Annotated in this window: 16 protein-coding genes; 9 read left to right on the top strand and 7 right to left on the bottom strand. The window is 60.6% G+C overall.

Going from position 1 to position 16,836, the window contains the following annotated elements; translation table 11 throughout:
- The first annotated feature begins 11 nt into the window (after positions 1 to 11).
- The 9 genes from amaB (at position 12) to AC1RBR_RS03040 (ending at position 11,202) form a co-directional block, all read left to right on the top strand.
- Positions 12 to 1,502, top strand: a complete 1,491-nt coding sequence (amaB, locus tag AC1RBR_RS03000; protein ID WP_492562916.1) for an L-piperidine-6-carboxylate dehydrogenase — start codon at positions 12 to 14, stop codon at positions 1,500 to 1,502.
- Positions 1,503 to 1,656: 154 nt separating this feature from the next.
- Complete coding sequence (gene amaA, locus AC1RBR_RS03005; protein WP_492562918.1) at positions 1,657 to 2,940, top strand: L-pipecolate oxidase; 1,284 nt, start codon at positions 1,657 to 1,659, stop codon at positions 2,938 to 2,940.
- Between the two features lie 368 nt (positions 2,941 to 3,308).
- Positions 3,309 to 4,442 (top strand): ABC transporter substrate-binding protein, encoded by a 1,134-nt coding sequence (locus tag AC1RBR_RS03010; RefSeq protein ID WP_007915892.1) that lies wholly within the window; start codon positions 3,309 to 3,311, stop codon positions 4,440 to 4,442.
- Positions 4,443 to 4,680: 238 nt separating this feature from the next.
- The gene (locus AC1RBR_RS03015) at positions 4,681 to 5,595 is read left to right on the top strand and encodes an ABC transporter permease subunit (protein ID WP_007915894.1); all 915 of its coding nucleotides are present in this window, start codon (positions 4,681 to 4,683) and stop codon (positions 5,593 to 5,595) included.
- Between the two features lie 3 nt (positions 5,596 to 5,598).
- Entirely contained in the window at positions 5,599 to 6,900 is a 1,302-nt protein-coding gene (livM, locus tag AC1RBR_RS03020) for a high-affinity branched-chain amino acid ABC transporter permease LivM (RefSeq protein ID WP_095138138.1), read from the top strand.
- A complete protein-coding gene (locus AC1RBR_RS03025; RefSeq protein WP_095138139.1) occupies positions 6,897 to 7,769 on the top strand; it encodes an ABC transporter ATP-binding protein in 873 nt (290 codons plus the stop codon). Before livM ends, AC1RBR_RS03025 begins: the two co-directional genes overlap by 4 nt.
- Positions 7,766 to 8,482 (top strand): ABC transporter ATP-binding protein, encoded by a 717-nt coding sequence (locus tag AC1RBR_RS03030; protein ID WP_095138140.1) that lies wholly within the window; start codon positions 7,766 to 7,768, stop codon positions 8,480 to 8,482. Before AC1RBR_RS03025 ends, AC1RBR_RS03030 begins: the two co-directional genes overlap by 4 nt.
- Before the next feature lie 850 nt (positions 8,483 to 9,332).
- Positions 9,333 to 10,097, top strand: coding sequence for an SDR family oxidoreductase (locus tag AC1RBR_RS03035; protein ID WP_115985420.1), 765 nt, complete (start codon positions 9,333 to 9,335; stop codon positions 10,095 to 10,097).
- 199 nt (positions 10,098 to 10,296) lie between these two features.
- On the top strand, positions 10,297 to 11,202 hold the full coding sequence (locus AC1RBR_RS03040; RefSeq protein ID WP_027613537.1) for a cation diffusion facilitator family transporter: 906 nt from the start codon (positions 10,297 to 10,299) through the stop codon (positions 11,200 to 11,202).
- A gap of 130 nt (positions 11,203 to 11,332) precedes the next feature.
- Here AC1RBR_RS03040 and AC1RBR_RS03045 read toward each other — a convergent pair whose 3' ends face one another.
- From AC1RBR_RS03045 to AC1RBR_RS03075, 7 genes are all read right to left on the bottom strand, one after another.
- A complete protein-coding gene (locus AC1RBR_RS03045; RefSeq protein WP_492562924.1) occupies positions 11,333 to 12,466 on the bottom strand; it encodes an AGE family epimerase/isomerase in 1,134 nt (377 codons plus the stop codon).
- Between the two features lie 181 nt (positions 12,467 to 12,647).
- Entirely contained in the window at positions 12,648 to 13,220 is a 573-nt protein-coding gene (locus AC1RBR_RS03050) for a HupE/UreJ family protein (RefSeq protein ID WP_492562925.1), read from the bottom strand.
- 27 nt (positions 13,221 to 13,247) lie between these two features.
- Positions 13,248 to 13,862 (bottom strand): urease accessory protein UreG, encoded by a 615-nt coding sequence (gene ureG, locus AC1RBR_RS03055; RefSeq protein WP_492562927.1) that lies wholly within the window; start codon positions 13,860 to 13,862, stop codon positions 13,248 to 13,250.
- A gap of 11 nt (positions 13,863 to 13,873) precedes the next feature.
- Positions 13,874 to 14,548, bottom strand: a complete 675-nt coding sequence (locus AC1RBR_RS03060) for an urease accessory protein UreF (protein WP_492562929.1) — start codon at positions 14,546 to 14,548, stop codon at positions 13,874 to 13,876.
- Positions 14,545 to 15,045: an urease accessory protein UreE gene (gene ureE, locus AC1RBR_RS03065; protein WP_003221180.1), complete on the bottom strand. Its 501-nt coding sequence runs from the start codon at positions 15,043 to 15,045 to the stop codon at positions 14,545 to 14,547. The genes AC1RBR_RS03060 and ureE overlap by 4 nt, the downstream gene beginning before the upstream one ends.
- Before the next feature lie 319 nt (positions 15,046 to 15,364).
- Positions 15,365 to 15,997, bottom strand: a complete 633-nt coding sequence (locus AC1RBR_RS03070) for a TetR family transcriptional regulator (RefSeq protein ID WP_027613541.1) — start codon at positions 15,995 to 15,997, stop codon at positions 15,365 to 15,367.
- 174 nt (positions 15,998 to 16,171) lie between these two features.
- Entirely contained in the window at positions 16,172 to 16,720 is a 549-nt protein-coding gene (locus AC1RBR_RS03075) for a hypothetical protein (RefSeq protein ID WP_204894405.1), read from the bottom strand.
- Positions 16,721 to 16,836 lie beyond the last annotated feature (116 nt).

Raw genomic sequence — 16,836 nt, forward strand, 5'->3', positions numbered from 1 at the left:
AGGAGTGACTCATGGTTGCCGCATTGCTTGATCGTCTTGGTGTGAACCCGGCCCTGTACCAGAACGGCAAAGTGCCGGTGCATTCGCCCATCGACGGCAGCCGCATCGCCGCCGTGAACTGGGAAGGCCCGGCCGAAGTCGAGCAGCACATCAGTCGCGCAGATCATGCTTTCGAGCAGTGGCGCAAGGTGCCGGCCCCGCGTCGCGGCGAGCTGGTGCGTCAGTTCGGCGAAGTGCTGCGCCAGTACAAGGCTGACCTCGGCGAACTGGTGTCGTGGGAAGCGGGCAAGATCACTCAGGAAGGCCTCGGTGAAGTGCAGGAGATGATCGACATCTGCGACTTCGCCGTCGGCCTTTCGCGTCAGTTGTACGGCTTGACCATCGCCTCCGAGCGTCCGGGCCACCACATGCGGGAAACCTGGCATCCGCTGGGCGTGGTCGGCGTGATCAGTGCGTTCAACTTTCCGGTTGCGGTGTGGGCGTGGAACACCACGCTGGCGCTGGTCTGCGGCAACCCGGTGGTGTGGAAACCGTCGGAGAAAACCCCGCTGACCGCACTGGCCTGCCAGGCACTGTTCGACCGTGTGGTGAAGAATTTCACCGATGCGCCGGCGCACCTGTGCCAGGTGGTCATCGGTGGTCGCGATGCTGGCGAAGCGCTGGTGGATGACCCGCGTGTCGCGCTGATCAGCGCCACCGGCAGTACCCGCATGGGCCGCGAAGTGGCGCCGAAAGTCGCCGCACGTTTTGCCCGCAGCATTCTCGAACTGGGCGGCAACAACGCGATGATCCTCGGCCCGAGCGCCGATCTGGACATGGCCGTGCGCGCCATTCTGTTCAGCGCGGTCGGCACTGCCGGTCAGCGTTGCACCACCCTGCGGCGGCTGATTGCCCATGAGTCGGTGAAGGAGGAAATCGTCACTCGCCTCAAAGCCGCGTACGCCAAAGTGCGTATCGGCCATCCGCTGGAAGGCAATCTGGTCGGCCCGCTGATCGACAAACACAGCTTCGAAAACATGCAGGACGCGCTGGAGCAGGCGCTGAGCGAGGGCGGCCGGGTGTTCGGCGGCAAGCGTCAGCTCGAAGAGCAGTTCCCCAACGCCTACTACGTGTCGCCGGCCATCGTCGAAATGCCGGAACAGAGCGACGTGGTCTGCAGCGAAACCTTCGCCCCGATCCTCTACGTGGTCGGCTACAGCGACTTCCAGGAAGCGCTGCGCCTGAACAATGCGGTGCCGCAAGGCTTGTCGTCGTGCATCTTCACCACCGACGTGCGCGAGGCCGAGCAGTTCATGTCGGCGGTCGGCAGCGACTGCGGCATCGCCAACGTCAACATCGGCCCGAGCGGCGCGGAAATCGGCGGCGCGTTTGGTGGCGAGAAAGAAACCGGTGGCGGTCGTGAGTCGGGCTCCGACGCCTGGCGCGCGTACATGCGCCGCCAGACCAACACCGTGAACTACTCGCTGGAGTTGCCGCTGGCGCAGGGCATCACCTTCGACTGAGTTTGGAATGACGCAGATCCCCTGTGGGAGCGGGCTTGCTCGCGAAGTTGGTGGGTCAGTCGACACAGATGTTGGCTGAAACACCGCTTTCGCGAGCAAGCCCGCTCCCACAGGATCAGCAGTGTGTTTGGCAGGTTTCTGTTGGAGTCTGGCAATGCCGTTACGCGAAGAATGTCTGTGGGAAACACTCACGCCGCAGCGCCCGGATAACACCGCGCTGCGCGGCGAGGTCAAAGTCGATGTCTGCGTGATCGGCGCCGGGTTTACCGGGTTGTCGGCGGCGCTGCATCTGTTGGAAAAAGGCAAAAGCGTCTGCGTGCTCGAAGCGCACCGTGCCGGGCACGGCGGCTCCGGGCGCAACGTCGGGCTGGTCAACGCCGGCATGTGGATCCCGCCGGACGAGATCGAGGCCGGATTCGGCGAAGCGGTCGGCAGTCAGCTCAACCGCATGCTCGGGGCGGCGCCGGCGCTGGTGTTCAGCCTTGTGGATAAATACAACATCGATTGCCAGTTGCGCCGCGAAGGCACCCTGCACATGGCGCACAACGCCAAGGGTGAGGCGGACCTGCGCAGTCGCGAGCAACAGTGGAAGCGTCGCGGGGCGCCGGTCGAACTGCTCACCGGCAAGGCCTGCGAGCAAGCCACCGGCACCCAGAAGATCGCCGCCGCACTGCTCGACCGTCGCGCCGGTACGCTCAACCCGATGGCCTATGTCACCGGCCTGGCCAACGCGGTGAAGGGCCTGGGCGGGCAGATGTTCGATCACTCGCCAGTGTCCCGTCTTGAGCGCGTGGGCCAGCAATGGTCGGTGCAGACCGAGCACGGTTCGGTACTCGCCGAGCAAGTGGTGATCGCCTCCAACGCCTATACCGAAGGCGACTGGACCGAACTCAAGCGCAACTTCTTCCCCGGTTACTACTATCAGGTCGCGTCGGTGCCACTGACCGACGACGCCGCCCATGACATCCTCCCCGGCGGGCAGGGCTCGTGGGATACGCGCCAGGTGCTGAGCAGTATTCGCCGCGACAAGGACGGCCGGTTGTTGCTCGGCAGTCTGGGCAACGGCAATCAGAAACCGACGTGGTTCCTCAAGGCCTGGGCCGACCGCGTGCAGCAGCATTACTTCCCCCATCTGAAACCGGTGGAATGGGAATGCACCTGGACCGGGCGCATCGCCTTCACCCCCGATCACCTGATGCGCTTGTTCGAACCGGCGCCCGGCCTGGTGGCCGTCACCGGTTACAACGGTCGCGGCGTGACCACCGGCACTGTGGTCGGCAAAGCCTTCGCCGACTATCTGTGTAACGGCAATCCTCAAGCCCTGCCGATTCCCTTCGCACCGATGCAGCCCTTGGCCGGTGTCGGTTTGCGCAGCTGTCTGTACGAGGCCGGGTTCTCGCTGTATCACGCGGGCCAGTGCCTGCGCATCGTGATTTGAGTGTTGAAATATGTTGCGTAACGCGGCGCTTTTCGGAGTAACGACTAGCCTCTAATGGTGCGGGTTGTAGCAGTCCCGCACCAGCAGTGTGCAGTTCGGTGACGCGAGCTGTTACAGGCTGGTTGCACGTCGTTTGGTGCCGCGGTTGCAATGATGGCGCAAGCGGGTTGCGCCTCAGATTTAAAACGGTTTCACCTTCCGCGGTTTAGACGGTTGCACGCCCAATGAAAATGGGAACGAAACAGTCGAAATAACAAGAAAGCAGCGACTTTTTGAAGAATAAAAAACCGATGGCACGGCGCTTGCTCAGAGCATTCAGTGAAGTGAAGTCGCAGTGCCAACTAAAAAAAACCTTGGAGCACCACCTCATGTCCCAGACGTTTTACAAGAAAGGCTTTCTGGCCCTCGCAGTGGCTACTGCGTTGGGTGTTTCTGCGTTTGCTCAAGCTGATGTGAAAATCGGTGTAGCGGGTCCAATGACTGGCGCCAACGCGGCATTTGGCGAGCAGTACATGAAGGGTGCACAGGCAGCGGCGGACGCGGTCAACGCGGCAGGCGGCGTCAACGGCGAGAAGATCGTACTGGTCAAGGGCGATGATGCCTGCGAACCGAAGCAGGCGGTGACAGTCGCCAAGGACCTGACCAACCAGAAAGTCGCCGGCGTGGTCGGACACTTCTGCTCTTCCTCCACCATCCCCGCCTCGGAAATCTACGACGAAGCCGGGATCATCGCGATCACCCCGGGTTCCACCAACCCGCAGGTTACCGAGCGCGGCCTGAGCGCCATGTTCCGTATGTGCGGGCGTGACGACCAGCAAGGCATCGTGGCTGGCGACTACATCGTCGACGTGCTCAAGGGCAAGAAAGTCGTCGTACTGCATGACAAAGACACCTACGGCCAAGGGCTGGCGGATGCCACCAAGGCACAACTGGTCAAGCGCGGCGTAACGCCCGTGTTGTATGAAGGCCTGACCCGTGGCGAAAAAGACTTCAGCACCATCGTCACCAAGATCCGTGGCGCTGGCGCCGATGTCGTCTACTTCGGCGGCCTGCATCCGGAGGCCGGCCCGCTGGTTCGTCAATTGCGTGAACAAGGCCTGAAAGACGTCAAGTTCATGTCCGATGACGGCATCGTGACTGACGAACTGGTGACCACCGCCGGTGGCCCGCAATTCGTTGACGGCGTGCTGATGACTTTTGGCGCCGACCCACGCCTGCTGCCTGACAGCAAGACCGTGGTGGACGCGTTCCGCAAGGCCGGCACCGAGCCTGAAGGCTACACCCTGTACGCCTACGCTTCGGTACAAACCCTGGCTGCCGCGTTCAACGGTGCGAAGTCCAACAAGGGCGAAGAGGCTGCGGCCTGGCTGAAGAAAAATCCGGTGAAAACCGTGATGGGCGAAAAAACCTGGGACTCAAAGGGCGACCTGAAAGTCTCCGACTACGTGGTGTACCAGTGGGACAAGGACGGCAAATATCACCAGCTGGAAAAACAGAAGTAAGGGCTGACGCGATCATCCGAACGCCATGACCCCCTGTGGGAGCGGGCTTGCTCGCGAATGCGGGGTGTCAGTCGCCATCAACGGTAACTGATACACCGCATTCGCGAGCAAGCCCGCTCCCACAGGAGACGATGGTGTTCGGGGGGAACGTGTCTGCATTGCTCCGACGTAAATCTGTATTTTTCCTAGAAGAACCGCCCGCTTCGGTGGGCAGGTTCTCATTGCGTGAGATTGCGTTATGGATGGTATTTTCCTGCAGCAACTGGTCAACGGCCTGACCCTCGGGTCGGTCTATGGCCTGATCGCCATCGGCTACACAATGGTCTACGGCATCATCGGCATGATCAACTTCGCCCACGGCGAGGTTTACATGATTTCCGCGTACCTGGCGGCAATCAGTCTGGCTCTGCTGGCTTACTTCGGTATTGAATCCTTCCCGCTCCTGATGCTCGGCACACTGATTTTCACCATCGTGATCACAGCGGTGTATGGCTGGGTCATCGAGCGTGTCGCATACAAACCCCTGCGCAACTCCACCCGACTGGCACCGTTGATCAGCGCCATCGGCATTTCCCTGATCCTGCAAAACTACGCACAGATCGCCCAAGGCGCCAAACAACAGGGTGTGCCTACCCTGCTGACCGGGGCTTGGCGTGTTGAAGTCGGTACTGGCTTCGTGCAACTGACCTACACCAAAGTCTTCATTCTGGTGGCCGCATTCGTCGGTATGGGTCTGCTGACCTACGTGATCAAGTACACCAAGCTCGGCCGCATGTGCCGCGCCACCCAGCAAGACCGCAAGATGGCCTCGATCCTCGGGATCAACACCGACCGGGTGATTTCCTATGTGTTCATCATCGGTGCAGCCATGGCGGCTCTGGCCGGCGTGCTGATCACCATGAACTACGGCACGTTCGACTTCTATGCCGGCTTCATCATTGGCATCAAGGCATTCACCGCGGCGGTGCTCGGCGGCATCGGCTCTCTGCCTGGTGCGATGCTTGGCGGGATCATTCTCGGCATTTCCGAGTCGCTGTTCTCGGGCCTGGTCAACTCCGACTACAAAGACGTGTTCAGCTTCTCGCTGCTCGTACTTGTTCTGGTCTTCCGGCCTCAAGGCCTGTTGGGCCGTCCTCTTGTGTCGAAGGTGTAAGCGATGTCTTCAACCACTAAAACAACCATCGATATCAAAAAAAGTCTGGTTGAGGCGGTCCTGGCCGGCCTGATTGCCCTGATCGTATTCGGGCCGATTGTCGGCGTCGTCCTCGACGGTTACAGCTTCAACCTCGAATCGACCCGTGTGGCGTGGATCATCGGCATTGTCATGATTGGCCGGTTTGCCCTCAGCCTGTTCCTGCAAACCCCCAAAGGCCTGAAAATTCTCGACAGTTTCGAGAGCACCGGTTCCGGTGTGCATGTGCTGCCTGCCGATCACAAATCACGCCTGCGCTGGATCATTCCGCTGCTGATTGTGCTCGCCGTCATCGTGCCGTTTGTCTCCAACTCGTACCTGCTGGGCGTGGTCATCCTCGGGCTGATCTACGTGCTGCTGGGTCTGGGGTTGAACATCGTGGTCGGTCTGGCCGGTCTGCTCGATCTCGGTTATGTGGCGTTCTACGCCATCGGCGCCTACGGTCTGGCGCTGGGTTATCAATACCTCGGGCTGGGCTTCTGGACCGTGCTGCCACTGGCGGCGATCACTGCAGGGCTTGCCGGCTGCATCCTCGGTTTCCCGGTGCTGCGTCTGCACGGCGACTATCTGGCGATCGTGACCCTGGGCTTTGGTGAAATCATTCGCCTGGTCCTCAACAACTGGTTGTCGCTGACTGGCGGCCCGAATGGGATGCCGGCGCCGCTGCCGACCTTCTTCGGTCTGGAGTTCGGCAAGCGGGCCAAAGATGGCGGGGTGCCGTTTCACGAGTTCTTCGGCATCGCCTACAACCCGGACGTGAAGTATTACTTCATCTACGCGGTACTGTTCCTGGTGGTGTTGGCTGTGCTGTACATCAAGCATCGTCTGGTGAAGATGCCGGTGGGTCGCGCCTGGGAAGCGTTGCGCGAAGATGAAATCGCCTGCCGCTCGATGGGTCTGAACCACGTACTGGTCAAACTTTCGGCGTTCACCATCGGTGCATCGACCGCGGGCCTGGCCGGGGTGTTCTTCGCCACCTATCAAGGCTTCGTCAACCCGACCTCGTTCACCTTCTTCGAATCGGCACTGATCCTCGCCATCGTCGTACTCGGCGGCATGGGTTCAACCATCGGTGTGGTGATCGCTGCATTTGTGCTGACGGTTGCCCCGGAACTGCTGCGCGGCTTCGCTGAATACCGCGTCCTGCTGTTCGGCATCCTGATGGTGTTGATGATGATCTGGCGACCACGAGGGCTGATCCGCATCAGCCGTACCGGGGTCACTCCACGCAAAGGTGCCATTCACTATGAGAGGACTGCGCCATGAGTGAAGTCGTACTCTCTGTGGAAAAACTGATGATGCACTTCGGTGGCATCAAGGCCCTGAGCGATGTCAGCCTCAAGGTCAAACGCAACTCGATCTTCGCCCTGATCGGGCCGAACGGTGCCGGCAAGACCACGGTGTTCAACTGTCTGACCGGGTTCTACAAGGCCTCCGGCGGCAAGATCGAACTCAACGTGCGTGGCCAGCAGACCAACGTCATCCAGTTGCTGGGCGAGTCGTTCAAACCGACCGACTTCGTGTCGCCGAAAAGCTTTCTCAGTCGCCTGTACTACAAGATGTTCGGCGGCACCCACCTGGTGAACCGCGCCGGCCTGGCCCGGACGTTCCAGAACATTCGCCTGTTCAAGGAAATGTCGGTGCTGGAAAACCTGCTGGTGGCGCAGCACATGTGGGTCAACCGCAACATGCTCGCCGGCATCCTCAACACCAAGGGCTATCGCAAGGCCGAAAGCGATGCGCTGGACTGCGCGTTCTACTGGCTGGAAGTGGTCGATCTGGTGGACTGCGCCAACCGTCTGGCCGGTGAACTGTCCTACGGCCAGCAACGCCGTCTGGAGATCGCCCGGGCCATGTGCACGCGGCCGCAGATCATCTGTCTCGACGAACCGGCCGCCGGCCTCAACCCTCAGGAAACCGAAGCGCTCAGCGCGATGATCCGGCTGCTGCGCGACGAGCACGATCTGACCGTGGTGCTGATCGAACACGACATGGGCATGGTAATGAGTATTTCCGACCACATCGTGGTGCTGGATCACGGCGTGGTCATCGCCGAGGGCGGGCCCGACGCGATCCGCAACGATCCGAAAGTGATTGCCGCCTATCTGGGCGCCGATGAAGAGGAGCTGGTATGAGCCAACCGATCCTCGAACTCAAAGACCTGGACGTGTTCTACGGCCCGATCCAGGCCCTCAAAGGCGTGTCGCTGCAGATCAACGAAGGCGAGACCGTCAGCCTGATCGGCTCCAACGGCGCGGGTAAATCGACGCTGCTGATGTCGATCTTCGGCCAGCCACGGGCGGCGGGGGGGCAGATCCTCTATCAAGGCGTCGACATCACTCACAAGTCCTCGCACTACATTGCCTCCAACGGCATCGCGCAGTCGCCGGAAGGACGGCGGGTGTTCCCCGACATGACCGTCGAGGAAAACCTGCTGATGGGCACCATCCCGATTGGTGACAAGTACGCCAAGGAGGATATGCAGCGCATGTTCGAGCTGTTCCCGCGGCTCGAAGAGCGTCGTACTCAACGGGCGATGACCATGTCCGGCGGCGAGCAGCAAATGCTCGCTATCGCCCGCGCCCTGATGAGTCGGCCGAAGCTGTTGTTGCTCGATGAGCCGAGCCTGGGCCTGGCGCCAATCGTGGTGAAACAGATCTTCGCCACCCTGCGTGAACTGGCGAAAACCGGCATGACCATTTTCCTTGTCGAGCAGAACGCCAACCATGCGTTGAAGCTGTCGGATCGGGCGTACGTGATGGTCAACGGCGAGATTCGCCTGACCGGTACCGGTAAAGAGTTGTTGGTGAACGAGGAGGTGCGTAACGCCTATCTGGGCGGGCACTGATTCTGCTTGAGCTGTCCACAAAGCCCCGCGACGAAAGTCCCGGGGCTTTTTACATCCCAAGTCCAGCGCAAATCCCTTGTGGGAGCGGGCTTGCTCGCGAAGAGGGTGTGTCAGATAACGCCGTGTTTGATGACACATCCTCTTCGCGAGCAAGCCCGCTCCCACAGTTGATCTGTGCCAGATTTCAGAATTGTGGAAAACAAATTCCCATAGCTGTCAAAGCGCGACATATAGACGCTGCAAATGGCTGTTTTTCCACAGTTTTGACTTGTCCCCGTTTGCTGTGGAGCTGGCTGTGAATAACGTGGGAGTAGCTGGCTGAAGCCCTTGTGGAACGTGGCCTGCAGGCTGGTGATTGATTTTTGATCAGGTGTTTTTGCGGGAGCTGAAGACGCTGTTGTCAACCTTTTTCTATGCTGTGCTGTAGAGGCAATTTCATGTGAGCAAGCCTGTGGATAAGTCTGTGACTAAACTCTGGAAAGACTGCGCTGAGGGCCGTAATTACTGGCCTCGCGCAATCACTGCGCTGACCGACCGGTCGTGCAAAATGCCATCTCCGGCACAACAGCTGCTTCAGGGTCAAGCAAAAAACTTTCTATTTCCCGCGCAAAGCCTTGTGGGGCGCGGCTTTGCGCGTTTCCACTTGCCCCCGGAAACTGTGGAAGGGACTGTGGATAACGTGCGTGCACATGGCTACAGGCCACGCCACATAAGGTGTAGCGACGATTGATCGAATTTTGATCGGAAGATGTCCCGGTGCAGGTGTTGCTCGTGAATCCCGGGCCGGGCATGCTGGCTGCTGATTTTCTATTCCAATGGCTGCGCTGGCGGCCGACGCAAGGAGAACACGATGTCCAACACCCTGTTTATTACCGGCGCAACCTCCGGTTTTGGTGAAGCCTGTGCCCGTCGTTTTGCCGAGGCCGGCTGGAAACTGGTGTTGACCGGTCGTCGTGCAGAACGTCTCGACGCGCTGTGTGCCGAGCTGTCGAAACAGACCGAAGTGCATGGCCTGGTGCTCGACGTGCGTGACCGCAAGGCAATGGAAGAGGCGATTGCCAATCTGCCACCGTCGTTCGCCAAGCTGCGTGGCCTGATCAACAACGCCGGGCTGGCGCTGGGCGTCGATCCGGCACCCAAATGCGACCTCGACGACTGGGACACCATGGTCGATACCAACGTCAAAGGCCTGATGTACAGCACCCGTCTGCTGCTGCCGCGGTTGATCGCTCACGGCCGTGGCGCCAGCATCGTCAACCTCGGCTCCATCGCCGGCAACTACCCGTACCCGGGCAGCCACGTGTATGGCGCCACCAAGGCATTCGTTAAACAATTCTCGCTGAACCTGCGCTGCGACCTGCAGGGCACCGGCGTGCGCGTCAGCAACATCGAGCCAGGTCTGTGTGAAAGCGAGTTCTCGCTGGTGCGTTTTGCCGGTGACCAGGAACGCTACAACGCGACATACGCCGGTGCCGAGCCGATCCAGCCGCAGGACATCGCCGAGACCATCTTCTGGGTGCTCAACGCCCCGGCGCATATCAACATCAACAGCCTGGAGCTGATGCCGGTGAGCCAGACCTGGGCCGGGTTTGCGATCGAGCGTAACAAGGCGTAAGACCCTGTGGCGAGGGAGCTTGCTCCCGCTGGACTGCGCAGCAGGCCCGCTTTTTTTCAACTGAAGAGCGGGGGCGTTCCGCACCCCGGCGGGAGCAAGCTCCCTCGCCACAAAACCGGGCAAAACCGGCAATAAGGTAAACTCATCTCCGACAAACCCCACCGCACCCCGCGGTTCAAAGGTTTTTAGAGGAGGCTACGTGAGTAACCGAGGTGAGCAGTCACTGCTCAAACAATCGACCATCCTGATGTTCGCGGTGTCGATTGCCGGGATCGTTACCGGTTTTGTTTCAGGTTCGCAATCCATCCTTTTCGATGGTTTTTTCTCGCTGATCGCAACGTTCATCAAAGTACTGATGCTGATCACCGCCAGGCTGATCGCCAAAGAAAGTAATCACCGCTTCCAGTTCGGTTTCTGGCATCTGGAGCCGATGGTGCTGCTGATCGAAGGCAGCTTCCTGCTGTTGATCGCCATCTATGCGTTTCTCAACGGTGTATTCGGCATCATCAACGGTGGCCGCGAGATCGAGCTGGGACTGGTGATCATTTATGCGGCGGTGTTCACCGTCGTCGAATTCGCCTATTTCTTCTACGTGCGTCGGCGCAATCGCAAGCTCAAATCGAGCCTGATCCAGTTCGACAACATCAGCTGGCTGGTGGACGCGATGCTCTCGGTCGGCCTGTTGATCAGTTTTCTCGCCGCGTTGCTGCTCAAAGCCCAGGGCTTTGACGAGTGGGCGAAATTTGTCGACCCGCTGATCCTGATCGTGCTGGCGCTGACCATGCTGCCACCGGCGTTCAAGATCCTCGGCCCGGCGCTGCGTGATGTACTGGGTATTGCCCCGGACACCCTGGATGATCAGGTGCGTCAGGTAATGGAAGCGGCGAAGGTCGAGCATGGTTTCGATGATTATGTGACCTACGTGCAGAAGCACGGGCGGGCGCGGTTTATCGAGATTCATGTGGTGTTGCCGGCGGATTACCGGCTGCAGAGCGTGGGGCAGCTGGATGCCTTGCGTGAGGAAATTTCGGCGCAGCTCGGCGAGCCGGATGCGGCACGCTGGTTGACGATCAGCTTTACGGGCGACAAGAAGTGGATTGCCTGATCCAGAGCTGCTGAATCTCCTGTGGCGAGCGAGCTTGCTCGCGCTGGGCTGCGAAGCGGCCCCAGATTTTTGTGAGTGCTGCGCACTCAAGCGGGAGCAAGCTCCCTCGCCACAGGATAAGTTCAGTCCATCATTTCAGGTATTCAGCCAGCCCGCTGTAGCACGTCGCCAAGTGATAAGGCGTCGTCGAAGGCATGTCCTTGCGGCTGACCTCTCCCAGCTCATCCCGGCACTCATGCCACCCGCCCGCATGCAGAAACCGCTGCTGCAGCGCCTGCAATTGGCGTAGCACAGTGGCTTCGCTGTCCGGGCGCAAGGTCAGGGCGCGCAGGTATTCCGCCTGCGCCCAGATGCGCTGAGTCGAATCTTTCGGGCGACCGTCCAGCTCCAGAACGAGCATTGCCCGCACGGCGCCGGACGGCTGTTCAACGCCGAATTGCTCGGTGAAAGCAAAGGCTCGCTCCAGCGCCGCGTGCAGTTTCGAGCCGCGCAGCAGGGCTGAAGATTCAAGCAGGAAATACCATTCGAACTGATGCCCTGGCTCGTACCAGTTATCCACAGCCCCGAGCGGTTTCTCCATCAACACACCGTGCTGCGGATCGACGAACTGCTTGTGCATGGCTGTGCATAACTCGACCAGCGCTTGCTGCGTAGACGCGTCTTCACGCACCGCCAAGGTGGCGAGGAACGCTTCGGCCAGGTGCATCAGCGGGTTTTGCAGTGGCCCGGTTTGCAGGGTGATCCAGTCGCGGTCCAGGCACGCTTCGTACAAGCCATCGCCGGTGGCGAAGCGTCGGCCGATGACTTCCAGTGCGGCGTTGAGCGTGGATTCCACCAGCGGCTCGCGGGACTTGGCCCAGTAATGGGCGCAGGCGAACAGGATGAAGGCGTGGGTGTAGAGGTCCTTGCGCTGATCCAGCGGCTTGCCTTGCGCGTCGATGCTGTAGAACCAGCCACCGTGCTCGGCATCGTGGAAATGCCGTTGCAGCGAGCGGAACAGCGCGGCGGCGCGCAGCTCGGCGTTATCCACAACCCCGATCAGGCTGGAAAACAGGTACAGCTGCCGTGCGCAGGCCATCGCCCGATAGCGTTGCGGTGGCAACGGATGATGCGCCGCGTCGAGTGCCTCGTAGGGCAGCGCCATGTCGGCGTTCCAGCCCGGGCCTTGCCAGAGCGGCACGATCACGTTCAGAAAGTGCTGTTGCACGTTGCTGAACAGGGTGGTCAATTCGGGCAGGGAGGTGGAGCGGGAGGCATGGGGCATTGGCGGACGTCGTCACGGCTGGGGCGATTGCGCGACATGGTAGCAGAGCGGCGTCCTTTAGAGACGCGGTGTCTGTCAGACCGCTTTCGCGAGCAAGCCCGCTCCCACAGGTTTTGTGTACACCACAAATCCAGTGTGGGAGCGGGCTTGCTCGCGAAGAGGCCGGTTCAGGCGATAGAGATCAGCCTGCCAGCAACCATGCACCGGTCAGCGCCGAAGCAGCACCGGCCAGTCGAACCAGCGGCGCAGCAGCATGAGGCAACACGCGCACCAAGCCATAACCCGCCGCATGCAGCGCCGCCGTCGCCGCAACAAAACCGGCGGCATACGCCCAAGGGCTGCTCATGTCCGGCAGTTCCAGGCCATGCGCCACGCCATGGAACAACGCAAACAGTGCCGTTGCCGCCACCGCCATCACCAGCGGCGGACGCACGGCCAGTGCCACCGCCAGACCCAGCGCCAGCACCGAAGCGGCGATCCCGCTTTCCAGCGCCGGTAGCTCCAGCCCTTCAAAGCCGAGCATGCCGCCGATCAGCATGGTGCCGACGAATGTGCACGGTAGCGCCCAGCGCGCCGCGCCTTGTTGTTGCGCCGCCCACAGGCCGACCGCGACCATCGCCAGCAAGTGGTCGAGGCCACCGATCGGGTGGCTGATACCGGCGACCAGACCGCTGTCGCCGTGGCCCGGGTGGGCGAAGGCCAGGGCTGGGGTAAGCAGCAGCGCCACGGCGCCGAGAATACGTTTGAGTGTCATGGAGAAGCTTCCTTGTTGGTCAATAAGTCAGGCGGCGTTCAGCAGGCCCTGGCGTTCGATGAAGGCGATGATTTCTTCCAGGCCCAGGCCGGTTTTCTGGTTACTGAAGACGAATGGCTTGCCGTTGCGCATGCGTTTGGTATCGCTGTCCATCATCTCCAGCGAGGCGCCGACCAGCGGTGCCAGGTCGGTCTTGTTGATCACCAGCAGGTCGGACTTGCAGATCCCCGGCCCACCCTTGCGCGGCAACTTGTCACCGGCGGAGACGTCGATCACGTAGATGGTCAGGTCCGACAGCTCCGGGCTGAAAGTCGCCGACAGGTTGTCGCCGCCGGATTCCACCAGAATCAGGTCCAGCCCCGGAAAGCGCCGGTTCAATTGATCGACCGCTTCGAGGTTGATCGAGGCGTCCTCGCGGATTGCCGTGTGCGGGCAGCCACCGGTTTCCACGCCGATGATCCGCTCCGGGGCCAGCGCTTCGTTGCGCACCAGAAAGTCGGCGTCTTCGCGGGTGTAGATGTCGTTGGTGACGACGGCCAGGTTGTAGCGATCGCGCAATGCCAGGCACAGGGCCAGGGTCAATGCGGTCTTGCCGGAACCGACCGGGCCGCCGATACCGACGCGAAGGGGTTGTGTGTTCATGGTTTGTTCTCCTAAGAGCGAAACAGTCGGCTGTACTGGCGCTCATGCGCCATGCACGCCAGGGACAGGCCGAATGCGGCGCTGCCGATGTGTCCGGGATTGATGCGGGTGGCGTCCTGCTGCGCCTGTTGCAGCAGCGGCAGCAGTTCGCTGGTCAGACGCTGGGCGGCTTGCTGGCCCAGCGGCAGGGTTTTCATCAATACGGCGAGCTGGTTTTCCAGCCAGCTCCACAGCCACGCGGCGAGGGCGTCCTGCGGGTTGATGCCCCAGGCGCGCGCGGCGAGTGCCCAGCCGAGGGCCAGGTGCGGTTCAGCGCATTGCTCAAGAAAGCTGCGGGCCGGCGTGTCGAGTTCCGGAAGACCATTGAGCAATTGCTGCAGCGAGTAGCCCATCTGCCGGCTCTCCAGATGCAACTCACGGGTCTCGCGACTGGCGCGGTGGGTTTCGCAGAGGCGCAGCAACTCGGCCCAGTTTTCCTCGGCCGCGGCCTGACAATGGGCGAGCAGCAATGGCGCCTCGAAACGCGCGAGGTTGAGCAGCAACTGATCGCTGATCCAGCGGCGGGCGCTGTCCGGGCTGTTCACGCGGCCGTTATCCACCGCCATTTCCAGGCCTTGCGAATAGCTGTAGCCGCCAATCGGCAGTTGCGGACTGGCCAGGCGCAACAGCGCCCAGGCCGGATTCACAGGCGTACGCCGAACTGATGAAGTTTGGGCGCGTAATTGAAATCTTCGTCGCCATGCCGCGAATGATGATGGCCGCCGCCGTAGGCACCGTGTTCCGGCTGGAACGGCGCTTCAATCGCCTCGACCTGGGCGCCAAGCTGTTCGAGCATGGCTTTGAGCACGTAATCGTCGAGCAGACGCAGCCAGCCATCGCCGACTTGCAAGGCGACGTGGCGGTTACCGAGGTGATAGGCGGCGCGGGTCAGTTCGAAGGCATTGGCGCAGGTGACGTGCAGCAGTTGCTCGGGGCGGGCGCAAACGCGAACGATGCGCCCGTCCTCGGCCTGCAGGCATTCGCCGTCATATAACGGTGCCTGACCGCGCTCCAGAAACAACCCGACGTCTTCGCCATCGGCACTGAAACAGCGCAGGCGGCTCTTGCTCCGCGCTTCGAAGGTCAGGTGCAACTCGGCGGACCAGACAGGTTGAGGGTCGATTCTGCGATGAATCACCAGCATCGGAAAGCTTCCAGCAGTGGACTTGTAAGAGGGCTAGAGCAAGGGGCTTGCCAACCGGGCGAGATGTAGGAAATCCCTGTCGGAGCGTAGAGGATGTTTCAAGATGTTGCGGAATTTTGGAAGGTTTTGGTGCGTGAAGATTTTTACATGCACCAAATGTGAGCGACGGTGCATGACCAATGTGGGAGCGGGCTTGCTCGCGAAAGCGGTGCATCAGTCAACAATGAAGTGACTGACCCACCGCTTTCGTCGGATCGCCGCCCGGAGCAAGCCCGCTCCCACAGGGGATCAGTGTTGTGTCAGAGAAAGAGAGAGGGAATTACTCGGTACTGCCCAGCCCTTGCCAATGCTTGAGGCCGATAAAGATGAAGCGCAATTGCTGGGTGATCTTCGCCTGTGGCGTCAGATGCTCCGGCAGGGCTTCGGCAGGCGGGTCGATGATGTCCGGCAGGGTGGCGAATACCGATTTGACGATCAGGTCGGCAATCACGCTCAGACCGGCAGCGTCCAGATGCTGCAACTTGGGCATCAATGTCAGGTCGGCCGCGAGGTCGGCGCTGATGTTTTCGCGCAGACGGCCAATCGCCTGACGTACCGGTTGCGAACCGCCGTACTGCTCACGAGCGAGAAACAGGAATTGCGAACGGTTGGCGCTGACCACGTCGAGGAAGATCCGCACCGACGCATCGATGATGCCGCCCATGACGAATTCGTTGTGGCGCACCAGGCGGATGGTTTCGCGGAAGGTCTGGCCGACTTCACTGACCAGCACCAGACCCAGCTCGTCCATGTCGGCAAAGTGCCGGTAGAAACCGGTGGGCACGATACCGGCGGTCTTGGTCACTTCGCGCAGGCTCAGGCTGCCGAAACCTCGGCCGCTTTCCATCAAATGGCGGGCAGCGTCCATCAGGGCGTTGCGGGTCTGTTGTTTCTGTTCGGCGCGGGGCAGCATCGCAAAGGCGTTTTCTTGAGCGGGACAAGCGCCGCACTCTAGCAAATCGGCTTTGCTGGCGTCGAACGGCAGGGGGGGAAAGTCAGCGGAAAAAGGGATTTTGCAGATTGTCAGTGCTGAAAAAGTCAAAAGCCCAATCCGGTGATTGGGCTTTTTTTCCAGGCCGCCATGGGCTTAGCTCAAAGCGCTGTTGCGTTCGATCACACGGTCACCACCGCCTTCGGCAACGGCTTGGCCCAATGGGGTTTTATCGAAACCGTCTTCAGCCAGGGTCTGGCCTTGTGGAGTGCGGTCGCTGCCGTCGGAAGCCAGGGTTTGACCCTGTGGAGTGCGGTCGCTGCCATCGGAAGCCAGGGTCTGACCCTGTGGAGTACGGTCGCTGCCATCGGAAGCCAGGGTCTGACCTTGTGGAGTCTTGTCATAGCCGTCTTGCACCAGACCTTTCTCTTCCAGGCGATCACGGCCGCCTTCTGCTACAGCTTGACCTTGTGGAGTCTTGTCGTAGCCATCTTGTACCAGGCCTTTTTCTTCCAGACGATTACGGCCGTTTTCAGCCAGGGTCTGGCCTTGTGGAGTGCGGTCGCTGCCATCAGCAGCAACAGTCTGGCTGAACACCGAGTGGCTGGATTTCACTTGTGGGGTAGCCTGTTCGGCAGCGGGCAGGGCGAAAGCAGTGCTGGCTAGCATCGACAGGGTAAGGCTGAGCAGTAATTGGCGTTTCATGATGGGTTGCTCCTTGGGAGGGCGATAAAGTGGGTACGAAGCCAATGCTACTCTCGATAAGTCGATATAAAAGTTCATAAACGCAATGGTAATAATCAACAGAATTGATTGTTCTG

The organism is Pseudomonas sp. GW823-FHT01D03, assembly GCF_058798255.1.

Coding starts and splice junctions, on each gene's coding strand:
- amaB (WP_492562916.1), top strand. CDS start 12: ATGGTTGCCGCATTGCTTGATCGTCTTGGTGTGAACCCGGCCCTGTAC.
- amaA (WP_492562918.1), top strand. CDS start 1,657: ATGCCGTTACGCGAAGAATGTCTGTGGGAAACACTCACGCCGCAGCGC.
- AC1RBR_RS03010 (WP_007915892.1), top strand. CDS start 3,309: ATGTCCCAGACGTTTTACAAGAAAGGCTTTCTGGCCCTCGCAGTGGCT.
- AC1RBR_RS03015 (WP_007915894.1), top strand. CDS start 4,681: ATGGATGGTATTTTCCTGCAGCAACTGGTCAACGGCCTGACCCTCGGG.
- livM (WP_095138138.1), top strand. CDS start 5,599: ATGTCTTCAACCACTAAAACAACCATCGATATCAAAAAAAGTCTGGTT.
- AC1RBR_RS03025 (WP_095138139.1), top strand. CDS start 6,897: ATGAGTGAAGTCGTACTCTCTGTGGAAAAACTGATGATGCACTTCGGT.
- AC1RBR_RS03030 (WP_095138140.1), top strand. CDS start 7,766: ATGAGCCAACCGATCCTCGAACTCAAAGACCTGGACGTGTTCTACGGC.
- AC1RBR_RS03035 (WP_115985420.1), top strand. CDS start 9,333: ATGTCCAACACCCTGTTTATTACCGGCGCAACCTCCGGTTTTGGTGAA.
- AC1RBR_RS03045 (WP_492562924.1), bottom strand. CDS start 12,466: ATGCCCCATGCCTCCCGCTCCACCTCCCTGCCCGAATTGACCACCCTG.
- AC1RBR_RS03050 (WP_492562925.1), bottom strand. CDS start 13,220: ATGACACTCAAACGTATTCTCGGCGCCGTGGCGCTGCTGCTTACCCCA.
- ureG (WP_492562927.1), bottom strand. CDS start 13,862: ATGAACACACAACCCCTTCGCGTCGGTATCGGCGGCCCGGTCGGTTCC.
- ureE (WP_003221180.1), bottom strand. CDS start 15,045: ATGCTGGTGATTCATCGCAGAATCGACCCTCAACCTGTCTGGTCCGCC.
- AC1RBR_RS03070 (WP_027613541.1), bottom strand. CDS start 15,997: ATGCTGCCCCGCGCCGAACAGAAACAACAGACCCGCAACGCCCTGATG.
- AC1RBR_RS03075 (WP_204894405.1), bottom strand. CDS start 16,720: ATGAAACGCCAATTACTGCTCAGCCTTACCCTGTCGATGCTAGCCAGC.